A 14,816-nucleotide genomic window follows, 5' to 3' on the forward strand; every position below is an offset into this window, starting at 1 on the left:
TCAGAAAAAGAAAAAACCATCGGTAGCAGCTGCGAACCGATGGTTTTTCTGGTTTAAATATTAGTCGGGACAACAGGATTAAAGCGCGATAAATTTTATCTTTGACATGATGGAAAAGCCTGCATTGGAAGTACAACTGCAAACCCTGCCGGATAGCCCGGGGGTCTACCAATATTATGATAAAAACGGAAAAATATTATATGTAGGTAAGGCCAAAAACCTTAAAAAACGGGTTACTTCTTATTTTACCAAGCGCCACGACAGTCACAGGATTGGCGTAATGGTAAAGAAAATCAGGGAGATTAAGCATATCGTCGTAGCTTCTGAAACCGATGCGCTGCTGCTTGAAAATAACCTTATTAAAAAACATCAGCCGCGATTTAACGTGATGCTGAAGGATGATAAAACCTACCCCTGGATTTGTATTAAAAATGAACGTTTTCCAAGGGTCTTTCCAACCCGCAGGCTTATTAAGGATGGAAGCGAATATTACGGCCCCTTCACTAGTTTTAAGACGGTAAATACACTTCTTGATCTTATAAAAGGATTGTATAAACTCAGGACCTGCAATTATGATTTAGCTGAAGATAAGATCGAAAATGGCAAATATAAGGTCTGCCTGGAATACCATCTTGGCAATTGCGAAGGTCCTTGCGAAGGAAAACAGGCAGAAGAGGAATATAATAGGAATATAGAAGCCATACGACAGATTGTAAAGGGAAATTTCAAAGATTCCCTTCAGCAGTTTCGGAATCAGATGAAATTGCATGCCGAAAATATGGAATTCGAAGATGCGCAGCGAATCAAAGAAAAAATCCATGTACTGGAGAATTATCAGTCAAAATCTACAATCATAAATCCCAAGATTACAAATGTAGATGTGTTTTCTATTACCAGTGACGAGGGTTATGGGTATGTAAACTTCCTTCAGATTTCTCATGGCGCCATTATTAGATCACACACTATTGAAATGAAGAAAAAGCTGGACGAAAGCGACCAGGAACTGCTGGAATTGGCAATTACGGAGATAAGGCAGCGCTTCAATTCAAATTCAAAAGAAATTTATCTTCCGTTTAATATCGAATTTGCTGAAGATGTAAAGGTTACGGTTCCGCAGTTGGGTGATAAGAAGAAGATTGTAGAGTTATCCCTCAGAAATGCCAAATATTACCGTCAGGAGCGCTTTAAACAAATGAAAATTGTAGATCCGGACCGGCATGTGAATCGCATAATGGCCCAGATGAAGGAAGATTTACGTTTAAATGAAGAACCGCGGCATATTGAGTGTTTTGACAACTCAAATATCCAGGGAACGAACCCTGTAGCGGCCTGTGTGGTCTTTAAAAACGGAAAACCAAGTAAAAAAGACTATAGAAAGTTCAATATTAAGACGGTAGAAGGTCCAAATGACTTCGCTTCTATGGAAGAGGTGGTTTTTAGAAGGTATCGGCGATTATTAAATGAAGGAGAAGACCTGCCGCAGCTAATTATAGTCGATGGCGGAAAAGGGCAATTATCGTCCGGGGTTAAAGCTTTGGAGACTTTAGGTCTACGCGGTAAAATTGCAATTATCGGCATTGCGAAACGATTGGAAGAGATTTTCTATCCAGATGATACTATTCCGCTTTATCTGGACAAGAAAACGGAGAGTCTAAAGATTATTCAGCAGCTTAGAAACGAAGCGCATAGATTCGGAATTACTTTTCATCGTAACAAAAGGAGTAAAGTTGCGTTAAATACAGAGTTGGAATCCATTACCGGAATTGGAGAAAAAACGGTAGTTGAATTATTAAAACAATTCAGGTCTGTAAAAAGAATAAAAGAAGCTTCGCTGGAAAATCTGAGTGAAGTAGTTGGAGCCTCAAAAGCACGTATTTTATATGAGCATTATCACAAGGAATAAATGAAAAATATACTGGTCATTTTTTTGTGTTTGCTAAGTTTTACGGGATTATCCCAGCAAAAAGATGATCCTAAGGTTGGTCTTGTTTTAAGTGGTGGTGGTGCAAAAGGGTTGGCGCATATTGGTGCTTTAAAAATTATTGAAGAAGCCGGGGTGCGTATAGATTATATTGGAGGGAGTAGTATGGGCGCTATAATTGGTGGTTTATATGCTTCGGGGTATACTGCCAATGATCTTGATTCTATTTTTCATGAGACAAATTTTAATATTCTTATCCAGGATGACCTTCCGCGAAGCGCAAAAACTTTTTACGAAAAAGAGGACACTGAGAAATACGCTATAAGTCTTCCCTTTGAAAATTTTAGGCTGGGCCTGCCATCGGGACTTTCCAAGGGGCAGAATATATATAATCTTATGTCGCGTTTAACGATGCATGTTAGCGAAATACATGATTTTAATGAGCTTCCCATTCCGTTTTTTTGTACTGCTGCAGATATAGAAACTGGCGAAGAGGTTATTCTGGATAGTGGTTCTCTTGCCAAAGCAGTCTCGGCCAGTGGTGCTATTCCTTCTATTTTTAGTCCGGTGAAAATCGATGGCCGCTTACTTACAGATGGCGGGGTGGCGAACAATTATCCAATAGAGGAATTAAAACGAAGAGGGGCAGAAATTATAATTGGAATAGACGTTCAGGATACTTTAATTGATAAGGATCATCTTAGGAGTGTACTTGATATTTTAACACAGATAGGAAATTTCAGGACCATTAGCGAGATGAAGAAGAAGATTCCGCTCACAGATATTTACATAAATCCTGATATTTCTAAATTTTCTGTGATTTCGTTCAGCGAGGGGGAGGCCATTATCGACTCCGGAAGGGTTGCAGCAATAGAAAAATATCAGCAGTTGGAGCAGCTTGCGGCAAGGCAGAAAGATTTTAAGAGAGAATTGAGAAAACAGGGGCAGGACAGTATCTATGTGACGGATCTAAAGATTGAAGGAAACAATACTTACCCTCAGTCCTACATCTTGGGGAAACTGAAACTTGACCCTGAAGAAAAACTAACTTTTAATGATCTTAATGTTGGGGTTAATAACCTATCGGCTACCGGAAATTTTAATAAAATTAGTTATAACCTGGTTCCGGGTGAAGAAGGCGAGGAGTATACGCTAAATATGGATATTGAGGAGAGCGAGAATAAATCGTACCTCCGGCTGGCACTGCATTACGACGAACTTTATGAAAGCGGCGTGCTGCTGAACCTTACCCGTAAAAGTTCGCTATTTACCAATGATGTTGCGTCGCTGGATGTTGTGGTGGGTGATCAATTCCGGTATTATTTTGATTATTATATTGACAAAGGTTATTACTGGAGTTTTGGGGTGAAGTCGAGGTATAATAAATTTAATAAGGATATTTCGTTTGATTTTGCCAATCAGAACGGAAATCTGAGAAATCTTGGGGTGGAGAATATAGGTATAGAATACCGGGACATCACCAACCAGATTTACGTAGAAACACTTTTTCAGCAGGTTTTTTCTTTTGGGATGGGCGCCGAGCAGAAATATCTGGATATCACTTCTGAAGCTTTTCAGAACGATAATGGTGAGACGGTTAACACTGTATTTGAAGATAACCATTACTACAGCGCCTTTGGATATTTGAAGCTTGACTCTTACGACAATAAATATTTTCCCAGCAAGGGTGTATATTTTGATGGTGACTTTCATGTTTATTTATTTTCCTCAAACAATGATTTTGCCGAATTTTCTATTGCAAAAGGTAAAGTGGGCTATGCTGCCACACCTTTAGAAAAGTTCACCACCCGTATTTCTGCAGAAACCGGGTTTAAAATTGGAAATGATGATATAAATACATTGGATTTTTTCCTGGGGGGGTATGGTAATTATCCAATTAATAATATTACCCCATTTTATGGATATGATTTTATTAGCCTTTCGGGTGATAGCTATATAAAGGCACTACTGGAAGTGGATTATCATATTTTCAGGAAACACCATCTCATCGCAGGTGTAAACATTGCAAATGTGGAAAATAAATTATATTCCACCGGAAATTGGCTTTCGATGCCAGATTACACGGGGTATGCACTTGGCTATGGTATAGAAACCTTTCTTGGTCCACTGGAAGTAAAATATACTTATTCCCCTGAAGTTAACAGGAGTCACTGGTTTTTTAGTTTAGGGTTTTGGTTCTGATTTTGACCTATGAAAGAAAGAAACTGGCGGTGAGAAGAAGCCATACAATTATAGCAAAAATAATTTTTAGTGCCACTGATATGATATTCTTCATACTTCTGGATTTTTCAGGTGCCTGAGATAAAATGATACTTTTCATAAGTTGCTTTTTAATTTTAATTAAAATTAAAGTCAAATAGCAAGTTTCGTATAATGAAAATATTAAACCTGATGCCTCTATTTTATGTTAGCGTTACGTAGACTTTAAATAATTGTAACAAAGTAAAATTTTAGTATAACTATCTTATTTACAGTATTTCCAGAGGAGTTTCTTTTTAATCCTTCTTTAAGAGAATTTTTAATTAAAATGGTCGATATTTATAAAAATGATACTTTCAAAAAATGGTTCATTTAAAGTAGTAGATTTTTTCTTAATCGTCAATATTAATTATGCCTTTCTATCATCAACTTGGGAAAATACCTCATAAAAGACATACGGTTTTTAAAAAGCCCGATGGCAGCCTATACTACGAACAGTTATTTGGAACGATAGGCTTTGACGGGATGTACACCAATTCATATCATGAACACAGGCCTACACAGGTAAAGGAAATGAAAGCGGGGTATAGTGTCAAACCTAAAATAGCCATAGAAAATAATCTAAAATCTTACAGGTTCAAAGGTTTTAAGGTGGTGCCTGCCCCAGATTACCTGGAAAGCAGAAGAATTATTTTAACCAATAGCGATGTAAACATAGCGCTTGCTTCTCCCCAAGCTTCAACAAAAGATTATTTTTACAAAAATTCAGATGCAGATGAGTTGCTCTTTATCCATAAAGGGGGTGGGAAACTTAGAACCCATCTGGGGAATCTTGATTTTAAATACGGAGACTACTTATTAATTCCCAGGGGAACAATTTATAAGCTGGATTTTGATGATGAGAATAATCGTTTGTTTATTGTAGAATCCCGTCGGCCTATTTATACTCCAAAAAGATATAGGAATTGGTTTGGGCAATTGCTGGAACATTCCCCGTTTTGTGAAAGGGATTTACGTAGGCCTTACGAATTAGAGACAAATAATGAAGAAGGGAATTTTCTAATCAAAATAAAAAAACAGGGAGAGATTTTTGATGCTGTTTACGCGACCCATCCTTTTGATGTCGTAGGCTACGACGGCTATAACTATCCTTATGCTTTTTCAATTCATGATTTTGAGCCGATAACCGGAAGAATTCACCAGCCACCACCGGTTCACCAGACTTTTGAGACTGATGCTTTTGTGGTTTGCAGTTTTTGTCCGCGTAAATATGATTATCATCCGGAAAGTATTCCGGCTCCTTACAGTCATAGCAATATAGACAGTGATGAGGTTCTGTATTATGTGGATGGCGATTTTATGAGTAGAAATGATATTGAAGCAGGACATATATCACTTCATCCTGCCGGAATCCCGCATGGTCCACACCCCGGGGCCGTAGAACGTAGTATAGGTCAGGTGGAAACTGAAGAATTAGCGGTTATGGTAGATACTTTTAAACCTCTGATGATTACTGAAGAAGCTATGGAGATAGCTGATGAGACCTATTATAAATCATGGTTAGAAGAAAACCATTAGAATTAGGAATAGCAAAAAACTTACTATATGTCTTAGGGTTTTTAAAAAGTAAGGATCAATAAAAAATAAAAAATGGCTACAGATAAAACATCTTTAAAATTAAAAAAGGAAGTACCGGAAGCAGAGGATTTCCTGCCTATCCTGGGAACAGACTTTGTCGAGTTATATGTAGGTAATGCAAAGCAGTCGGCTTACTATTATCAGCATGCCTGGGGGTTTCAGCCATTGGCATATTCAGGATTGGAAACCGGAAAAAAAGATAGTGTGTCTTATGTACTGCAGCAGGGAAAAATAAGGTTAGTGCTTACTTCTCCTTTGCAACCAAAAGGAGAAATTAACGAGCATATAGATAAACATGGGGACGGTGTAAAGATGGTAGCACTTTGGGTAGACGATGCCAGGAAGAGCTATGAAGAAACTACAAAAAGAGGAGCTGAATCTTATCGGGAACCTTACGTGATGCAGGATGAGTATGGATCTGTTGTTATTTCGGGGATTCATACTTATGGAGAAACTATACATCTCTTTATAGAAAGAAAAAATTATTCGGGACCATTCCTTCCGGGATATAAACCCTATGCACCTCTGGCCAAATCTAAAGAGACAGGTCTTAAATTTATAGATCACATGGTGGGAAACGTGGGCTGGAATGAAATGAACAAATGGTGTGAATTTTACGCCAAGATTATGGGCTTTGCTCAACTCGTTTCCTTTGACGATAAAGATATCTCTACAGAATATACTGCTTTAATGAGTAAAGTAATGAGCAATGGTAATGGCAGGATAAAATTTCCAATTAACGAACCGGCAAAAGGAAAGAAGAAGTCTCAAATTGAAGAATATATAGATTTCTATAATGGAGCGGGGGTGCAACACATTGCCCTTGCAACAGATAATATCATAGAAACAGTCACAAAGCTGAGGGATAACGGAGTTGAATTTCTGCATGTTCCTGAAATTTACTATGATACCGTACTGGACAGGGTTGGAACAATAGACGAAGAGCTCGAGCCTCTTAAAGAACTGGGAGTACTTATAGACCGGGATGATGAAGGTTATCTGCTGCAGATATTCACCAAACCTGTTTTGGACCGTCCAACCATGTTTTTCGAAATTATACAGAGAAAAGGAGCGCAATCTTTTGGCAAAGGAAATTTTAAAGCCTTATTTGAGGCTATAGAAAGGGAACAGGATTTGCGTGGAACCCTTAATTAATTATAAAATAATACTTAAGTGAAAAAAATTGCCCTTATTTTTTAAACAGATGCAACTCTTTTGGTTAAAGTTTTCTTTTATATTGTTTTTAATGAAGAATATAAAGAATTTTGCACTCGCATTTTTTGGAGTGGTTACCAAAAGTGTTTTCATAATTTAAGTTAGTTGGTTAATAAGACAAAAAGCCCCGTCATTTATTTGACGGGGCTTTCTGTTTTAATACATTTGGAATAGTAATTGTAAATATTTTCTTAACCTTACAAACTGCGCCGGTTCTTCGGAAATTTAAAGAAACCATTATGAAAAGATTTATTGCAATTGCTTTCCTTTTTTTTATTAGCTTCTCACCTTTTCAGGGAAATTCTCAGGAAGCATTTCAGAAAGGAGAATGGCTTAAATTCCGAATTCATTATGGAATGTTTACAGCAAGTTTCGCAACTCTGGAAGTTGACGAAACCGTGTTAAATGGCAAGCCTGTGTATCATGTTGAAGGTATAGGAAAATCCACAGCACCTTTAAGCTGGTTTTTTAAGGTAGATGATAATTATCAGACCTTTATTGATAAGAAAGACGGCAAGCCCTACAGGTTCATAAGAAAAATAGACGAAGGGGGCCATACCAAAGATCTTGAAGTGTATTTTGACCATAAGGAAAACAAAGCATTGGTGTATGATAAGAAACATAACAGGAACGATACCTACACTACAAAAGAAAATGTTCATGATATGTTATCTGCATTTTATTATATTCGCAACGAGATAAGCAGTGACGATCTGATACCAGGAGAGGAAATGAATTTGAACCTTTTTATCGATGATGAAAATATGGATTTCAAATTGCGTTTTCTTGGTCGTGAGGTAATTAAAACCAAATTTGGAAAAGTAGCCACGCTTAAGTTTCGTCCGTTTGTAATGGCGGGAAGGGTTTTTAAGGAAAAGGAAAGTCTTACGTTTTGGGTAAGTGATGACAAAAATAAAATTCCTGTGAAGATAGAAGCAGATCTTGCTGTAGGCTCTCTGGATGCCGATCTTGATGCTTACAAAGGACTCAGAAATCCTTTTAATATAATTATGGATTAATGGAAATAAAACCCGAAATAGCTGAACGTATTTCCAAACTTGAGGAAAAGTTTAAAAACTCCGGTCAGGATATGGGATCCTATCTGGACGGGTTGCTCTATGATCGATACCTTTCTTACTGGGATTATGTGAGTTTAGATACACTATTAAGCCTTCAGAAAACAAACACACATTTTCCTGACGAAAAGATTTTTATTACCTATCACCAGATTACAGAATTATATTTTAAGCTCATCATCCACGAGCAAAAGCAGATTATAGAAAACGAAAGCCTTACGGCTTCCTTTTTTACTGAAAAGTTAAGCAGACTCAACCGGTATTTCCGAATTCTTATTGATTCTTTTGATGTAATGATTAAGGGAATGGACAGAGAGCAATTTTTGAAATTCCGTATGGCTTTATTGCCGGCAAGTGGCTTTCAATCTGCCCAATTCAGGATGATAGAAATTTACGCTACTCCCCTTGAACATCTTGTTCTTCACGATACCAGGAAAGATTTTTCAAAAGAAAATTCCCTCGAGGAATTATATGAGCAGGTCTACTGGAAAAGAGGAGGGATAGATTTAAAGACAGGAGAAAAGACCTTGACCCTTAGGCAATTCGAAAAAAGATATACGCCCCGCTTTATGAGAATTGCAAAAGAAGTTAAAGGCGCTACAATGTTCCATCAATACGAACAGCTACCGCCGGAAGAAAAGCAGAATGAAAACCTGGTTCGTGCCTTAAGGAAGTTTGATGTAAATGTGAATGTCAATTGGTTGCTTATGCACATAGGCGCCGCTTATCGTTACCTTAATAGTGACAAAGAAACGATTGCTGCAACCGGAGGTACAAATTGGAAAAAATTTTTACCACCAGGCTTTCAAAAAATATCTTTTTTTCCCTCTTTGTGGAGTGAAGAGGAGTTTAACGACTGGGGCAAACAATGGGTAAACCACATGTTTAACAGCGAAAATCAAAAAAATTAAATTGAAAAAGTTTAGTACCCTGGTCCTTATCATGCTTACACTTATAAGCTGTAATGATGATAATGTTGTAGAAGTAAAAGAAGAAGTGGCAGTTGTAGAAGCTCCACCTCAAATCAAGAAGTATGGATTTGTTTTGGATGATTATGAGGTAGTGGAAGATACTATACAGCCCGGTGATAGTTTTGGAAATATTATGGGTGAGCAGGGGGTGAGTCTTGCGAAGGTTTATGAAATTTCTGAAAAAGTAAAGGATACATTTAACCCTGCACGAATAGTTGCCGGAAGAAAATACATGATCCTAAGGGCAAAAGATTCTGCACAAACACCTCAGTTTTTTATCTATGAAGATAATAAAATTGACTATACGGTTGTAGGAATTGGAGATGAGATAACTGCATATAAAAAGCAGCGCCCGGTTTCTGTAAAGAAAAGGGAAGTTTCGGGTGTAATTACATCTTCACTTTCAGAAGCTATGCAGGATCAGGGATTAAGCAATCTGCTAGTCTACGAACTTTCAAATATCTACCAGTGGAGTATTGATTTTTTCAGGCTTCAAAAAGGAGATCAGTTTAAAATGGTGTATCATGAAAAATATATAGATGACACAATTTTTGCCGGAATTGAAAAGGTGGAAGCAGCGGTTTTCAATCATTCTGATAAGCCTTTTTATGCCTTTCAATATGAAACAGATAGTATTACCAAAAAAGCCAGTTACTATGATGATGAGGCTAAGGCCCTGCAAAGTTTTTTCTTAAAAGCGCCACTCGATTATAGCAGGATTTCGTCACGTTATAGTAAAAGGAGGTATCACCCTGTCCAAAAGCGCTGGAAAGCACATTTGGGTACAGATTATGCTGCAGCACACGGTACACCTATTGTAAGTACGGCAGATGGTACTGTGATTGCCGCAAGTTATACTTCCGGAAACGGTAATTACGTTAAAATAAGGCACAACAGTAAATACACAACGCAATACCTCCACATGACCAAGAGGAATGTTAGAAATGGACAGGCTGTAAAACAGGGTGATATTATAGGATTTGTAGGGAGTACAGGTCTTGCTACAGGACCTCATGTTTGCTATCGTTTTTGGGTGAATGGAAAGCAGGTGGATCCTTTTCGCCAGAACCTTCCTACAGCCAAACATATAGATGATGCGCATAAAGAGGAGTATTATGCTTATATTGAGCCTCTTAAAAAGAAGCTGGATAATATTCCCTACAAGAATATTTAAAGAATAAAAAAAGATGCAGATGAAAAATATAAATCCTACACAAACTAAGAGCTGGAAGAAACTCAACGACCATTTCAAAGAAATAGGAAAGCTTCAGATGAAGGATCTTTTCCAAAAAAATGAAAACCGGGGAGCGGAATTCAGTATTCAGTGGGAGGATTTCTATCTGGATTATAGTAAAAATAGAATTACAGGAGAGACTAAGGACCTTCTTCTTGACTTAGCCAGGGAGTGCAAACTGGACGAAGCAATTAGTTCCTATTTTGGAGGTGACGTTATTAATCAGACAGAAGGACGTCCTGTGCTACATACTGCTTTAAGGACTAAAGAAGATAAAAATGTAACTGTAGAGGGAGAGAATGTTTTGCCGGAAGTACAGGAAGTAAAAGCCAAAATTAAGACCTTTTCTAATGAAGTTATTGATGGTAGCCGAAAAGGATATACTGGAAAAAAATTTACTGATGTAGTGAACATTGGTATTGGAGGATCAGATCTTGGTCCGGTAATGGTAACCGAATCCCTTCAGTTTTATCAAAACCATCTAAAGGTGCATTATGTTTCTAATGTAGATGGAGATCACGTACATCAGGCAATTCAGGATCTAAATCCGGAAACTACCTTGTTTGTAATTGTATCCAAATCTTTTACAACCCAGGAGACCCTTTCAAATTCTATTACTATTAGAAGCTGGTTTCTGAAAACCGCTCCCGAAGAAGCTGTTTCAAAGCATTTTGTTGCTGTTTCCAGTAATGTAGAGAAGGTAGAGGAGTTCGGTATTGCTTCAGAAAATATTTTCCCAATGTGGGATTGGGTTGGGGGCAGGTTCTCACTTTGGAGTGCAGTGGGTCTTTCTATCAGCCTTTCTGTGGGATATTCCAATTTTGAAGCTATGTTACAAGGTGCTGAGAAGATGGACACGCACTTCCGAAAAACAGATTTCAGCGAAAATATTCCTGTACAGCTAGCGCTAATCAGTATTTGGTATAATAACTTTTTTAAAGCCGAAAGTGAAGCTGTAATTCCTTATTCTCAATACCTGCACAGACTGCCGGCATACCTGCAACAGGCGATTATGGAGAGTAATGGTAAGAGTGTGGACAGAAATGGCGATAAAGTAGATTACCAGACCGGAACAATTATTTGGGGGGAGCCGGGAACAAATTCCCAGCATGCATTTTTTCAGCTAATCCACCAGGGAACTAAATTAATCCCTGCAGATTTTATTGGGTTTAAACATTCCCTTTTCCAGGATAAGGACCATCATGATAAGTTAATGGCTAATTATTTTGCACAGACAGAAGCTTTGCTACAGGGTAAATCTGAGGAAGAAGTGAGATCAGAACTGGAAGGAAAATCGATGCATGCTGAAGATGTTAAAACCTTATTGCCCTTTAAAGTTTTTGAAGGGAATAAACCTACAAACTCTATTTTAATTGAAAAACTTACCCCTGAAAGTTTAGGTAAACTGGTGGCTATGTATGAGCATAAAATATTTGTTCAGGGCGTAATCTGGAATATTTTTAGCTATGATCAATGGGGTGTGGAATTAGGTAAGCAATTAGCTTCAAAAATTCTTGCGGAAATAGAAAATAATTCTGTTGAAAATCATGATTCTTCTACTAAAAACCTGTTAAAATTCTTTTTAAAATAATTCTTTTCGTTTGTTGAAAACCTGTGAAATTATTTAAGTGCCATGCACCCAGGTAATTAAAAAATAGCAGTAGTTTTGCGCTGCGGTTGATGTTAAAGTTAAAAACCTTAACATTTGGATAAAGTACAGTCCTTAGGTTTTAGCTTCTTTTGCCGTGAAATTTTTTAACTCAAAACAAACAAGCGAAAAAATGAGAAAATTACTAGCATTAGCGTTGTTTCTAACATCTGCTACAATTTATGCTCAAGGAACTCTTACCGGGACGGTGATTGATTCTGAAATGGATGGTCCCCTTCCGGGTGCAACCGTCATGGTAGTCGGTACCAATAATGGAACCACAACAGATTTTGACGGTAACTTTTCTTTGGATGTAAATTCTGCTTCCGGTAAAATTCGGATTACCTTCATTGGCTACGAAAGACAAACTATTGATTTTAATGTTACTGGCGGAGCAACTCAGAACTTAGGGGTTATCACATTAGGTACCGATGCAGATGCTTTGTCGGAAGTTGTAATTACTGGTGTAGCCGATTTGGCGAAAGATCGTCAAACTCCGGTTGCTGTTTCCACTGTAAGAGCAGCGGAAATTCAGGAAAAGCTAGGTTCTCAGGAATTTCCAGAAATCCTGAACAATACACCTTCTATTTATGCTACCAAGCAAGGTGGTGGTTTTGGGGATGCACGTATTAATATTAGGGGTTTTGATACTAACAACTCTGCGGTAATGATAAATGGTGTTCCAATTAATGACATGGAAAACGGTTCTGTTTATTGGAGTAACTGGGCAGGTTTAAGTGATGTGGCTTCAGCTATTCAGGTTCAAAGAGGGTTAGGTTCTTCTAAATTAGCAGTATCTTCTGTAGGTGGAACGATTAACGTTGTTACCAGGTCTGCAGATAGATCTGAAGGGGGATTTGTAACTGCTCTTACAGGTAACGATGCTTACCTTAAAACTGTTGCCTCTTATAACACTGGCCTTATGGAGAGTGGATTTTCCAGTACTATTTTATTAAGTCAAACTCAGGGTGACGGGTATATAGATGGAACAGAATTTCAGGGTTATAATTATTATCTAGCTTTTGGTTACAGACCAAATGATACTCATGATTTCCAGTTTACAGTTACTGGAGCGCCGCAATGGCACAACCAACGTAGTAGAAGTAGTTCTATTGGTGTTTACCAGCAGTATAGCGATAATGGAGATCCAAACATAAAGTACAACGAAAACTGGGGCTTTAGAAATGGTGAAGAGTTTTCTTTCACCAGAAACTTCTACCACAAACCGATTATGTCTTTAAACTGGGATTTTGATATAAATTCCGCTACTACACTTTCTACTTCAGCTTATGCGTCTTTTGGACGTGGTGGTGGAACCGGAGAAATTGGCACTATTAACGGTAGAAGACAATTTGCTTTACCAAGAACTGATAATGGTCTAATTAGAGTAGACGATATTTTCGCATACAACAGTGGTCAGCCAGTTCCAGATTTTGGAAATGATGCAAACCCAACCGGACAAAGAACACTAACCGATGGTATCTATTTAAACCAGGGGAATAATGATAGTTCCTCGGCTAACGGAATAACCAGAAGGGCTTCTATTAATTCTCATAACTGGTTTGGTGTTTTATCTAACCTGAGCAATCAGTTAACTGATGAACTTACTCTTGATGTTGGTATTGATTTAAGATCTTATAAAGGAATTCACTACAGAAGAGTTAATAATCTAATGGGTGGTGATGCTTATTTACAAACTGATAACGTCAACAATGTTCCTAATCCTGTACAACGTGAAACTTACGATGCAGATCCTAATTTCTGGGTTTTTTCTGATATTGATGATGAAGAAAAAATTGATTATTACAATGATGGGTTAGTAAGATGGGCTGGAACGTTTGGACAGTTAGAATATAACAACGAAGTAATTTCTGCATTTGTTCAGGGATCTATTTCTAACCAGGGATTCAAAAGAGTTGAATACTTCGGCGAATTAGAAGGAAGTCAGGAAACCGATTGGGAAAATATCATTGGTGGAAACATAAAGGGTGGTATTAACTGGAATATTGATGAAAGACATAATATTTATGCTAATGCCGGTTACTATTCAAAACAACCACTTTTTGATGCTGTATATATTAACTTCGGAAATAATCTGAATCCAGATCTTCAAAACGAACAGGTAATTGGTACTGAGATTGGATATGGTTTCAGATCTAGTTTCTTTAGTGCAAACGTTAACCTTTACAGAACTTCATGGGCTGATAGATTTGAAAGCGATGGTGCTGTCTTTAATGCAGAAACTCCTCAGGAAATTAGAGGTACAGCAAACCTTTACGGGATTACACAGGTTCACACTGGTTTTGAACTCGATTTTACAGGTAGGATTTCAGACAGGTTAAGATATAATGGTATGATGTCTATTGGAAACTGGGAATATGATGGAGATGTGGAAGCAGCATATTTTGATAACGACCAGAGTCCAATCTTAGATGAAAACGGTGATCCACAAACTGCAACCTTAGCTCTTGATGGAGTAAAAGTTGGAGATGCAGCACAATTTACTGCAAGTGTAGGAGCAGATTATACAATCATAGAAGGTTTAAGAATTGATGCCAATTACAGGTACGTTGATAATCTTTATGCAGATTTTGATGCAACAGATGCACTAGGAGCTGAGAGTTTTGAAGCATTAAAACTACCTTCTTTTGGATTAGTTGATGCCGGAGCTTCTTATAGACTATCATTAGGTAACAATACTAATAATCTTAATTTTAGAGTGAATGTAAATAATGTATTTGATACAATGTACATTTCTGAAGCAGATACCAACATTGCTGCTGGTGCCGGAGATGAAACTTACCAGGGAATTAATGTAAATAACAGGGTGTATTTTGGATTCGGAAGAACCTGGAATGCTGGTATTACTTACAATTTCTAAATAGAAGAAATA

General features: G+C 37.6%; 10 protein-coding genes. 9 read left to right on the forward strand and 1 reads right to left on the reverse strand.

The features are described from left to right. Positions 1-109 precede the first annotated feature (109 nt). Both uvrC and RM549_RS08180 read left to right on the forward strand, forming a co-directional pair. On the forward strand, positions 110-1,903 hold the full coding sequence (uvrC, locus tag RM549_RS08175) for an excinuclease ABC subunit UvrC (protein ID WP_311683624.1): 1,794 nt from the start codon (positions 110-112) through the stop codon (positions 1,901-1,903). Beyond that, positions 1,904-4,123, forward strand: coding sequence for a patatin-like phospholipase family protein (locus RM549_RS08180; RefSeq protein ID WP_311683600.1), 2,220 nt, complete (start codon positions 1,904-1,906; stop codon positions 4,121-4,123). 7 nt (positions 4,124-4,130) lie between these two features. Here RM549_RS08180 and RM549_RS08185 read toward each other — a convergent pair whose 3' ends face one another. Next, positions 4,131-4,262 carry a hypothetical protein gene (locus RM549_RS08185; protein ID WP_311683602.1) on the reverse strand — a complete coding sequence of 44 codons (132 nt, stop codon included), beginning with the start codon at positions 4,260-4,262 and terminating at the stop codon, positions 4,131-4,133. A gap of 290 nt (positions 4,263-4,552) precedes the next feature. Here RM549_RS08185 and RM549_RS08190 point away from each other — a divergent pair, with 290 nt between their 5' ends. The 7 genes from RM549_RS08190 to RM549_RS08220 all read left to right on the forward strand — a co-directional run bounded on the left by RM549_RS08190 (position 4,553) and on the right by RM549_RS08220 (position 14,804). Then, positions 4,553-5,719 (forward strand): homogentisate 1,2-dioxygenase, encoded by a 1,167-nt coding sequence (locus tag RM549_RS08190; RefSeq protein ID WP_311683605.1) that lies wholly within the window; start codon positions 4,553-4,555, stop codon positions 5,717-5,719. Positions 5,720-5,791: 72 nt separating this feature from the next. Then, entirely contained in the window at positions 5,792-6,934 is a 1,143-nt protein-coding gene (hppD, locus tag RM549_RS08195; RefSeq protein WP_311683607.1) for a 4-hydroxyphenylpyruvate dioxygenase, read from the forward strand. 299 nt (positions 6,935-7,233) lie between these two features. After that, positions 7,234-8,013, forward strand: a complete 780-nt coding sequence (locus RM549_RS08200) for a DUF3108 domain-containing protein (RefSeq protein ID WP_311683609.1) — start codon at positions 7,234-7,236, stop codon at positions 8,011-8,013. Next, entirely contained in the window at positions 8,013-8,981 is a 969-nt protein-coding gene (locus tag RM549_RS08205) for a tryptophan 2,3-dioxygenase family protein (protein ID WP_311683611.1), read from the forward strand. The genes RM549_RS08200 and RM549_RS08205 overlap by 1 nt, the downstream gene beginning before the upstream one ends. A gap of 1 nt (position 8,982) precedes the next feature. Further along, positions 8,983-10,215: a peptidoglycan DD-metalloendopeptidase family protein gene (locus RM549_RS08210; protein WP_311683613.1), complete on the forward strand. Its 1,233-nt coding sequence runs from the start codon at positions 8,983-8,985 to the stop codon at positions 10,213-10,215. A 19-nt stretch (positions 10,216-10,234) separates the two neighbouring features. After that, entirely contained in the window at positions 10,235-11,866 is a 1,632-nt protein-coding gene (pgi, locus tag RM549_RS08215; protein WP_311683614.1) for a glucose-6-phosphate isomerase, read from the forward strand. 190 nt (positions 11,867-12,056) lie between these two features. Next, positions 12,057-14,804: a TonB-dependent receptor gene (locus RM549_RS08220; RefSeq protein ID WP_311683615.1), complete on the forward strand. Its 2,748-nt coding sequence runs from the start codon at positions 12,057-12,059 to the stop codon at positions 14,802-14,804. Positions 14,805-14,816 lie beyond the last annotated feature (12 nt).

Source organism: Autumnicola patrickiae, assembly GCF_031846525.1.
In the GTDB taxonomy this organism is placed as follows: domain Bacteria; phylum Bacteroidota; class Bacteroidia; order Flavobacteriales; family Flavobacteriaceae; genus Autumnicola; species Autumnicola patrickiae.

What these genes read in the sequence shown, in the direction of transcription:
- uvrC (WP_311683624.1), top strand. Translation starts at nt 110, where the DNA reads ATGGAAAAGCCTGCATTGGAAGTACAACTGCAAACCCTGCCGGATAGC.
- RM549_RS08180 (WP_311683600.1), top strand. Translation starts at nt 1,904, where the DNA reads ATGAAAAATATACTGGTCATTTTTTTGTGTTTGCTAAGTTTTACGGGA.
- RM549_RS08185 (WP_311683602.1), bottom strand. Translation starts at nt 4,262, where the DNA reads ATGAAAAGTATCATTTTATCTCAGGCACCTGAAAAATCCAGAAGTATG.
- RM549_RS08190 (WP_311683605.1), top strand. Translation starts at nt 4,553, where the DNA reads ATGCCTTTCTATCATCAACTTGGGAAAATACCTCATAAAAGACATACG.
- hppD (WP_311683607.1), top strand. Translation starts at nt 5,792, where the DNA reads ATGGCTACAGATAAAACATCTTTAAAATTAAAAAAGGAAGTACCGGAA.
- RM549_RS08200 (WP_311683609.1), top strand. Translation starts at nt 7,234, where the DNA reads ATGAAAAGATTTATTGCAATTGCTTTCCTTTTTTTTATTAGCTTCTCA.
- RM549_RS08205 (WP_311683611.1), top strand. Translation starts at nt 8,013, where the DNA reads ATGGAAATAAAACCCGAAATAGCTGAACGTATTTCCAAACTTGAGGAA.
- pgi (WP_311683614.1), top strand. Translation starts at nt 10,235, where the DNA reads ATGAAAAATATAAATCCTACACAAACTAAGAGCTGGAAGAAACTCAAC.
- RM549_RS08220 (WP_311683615.1), top strand. Translation starts at nt 12,057, where the DNA reads ATGAGAAAATTACTAGCATTAGCGTTGTTTCTAACATCTGCTACAATT.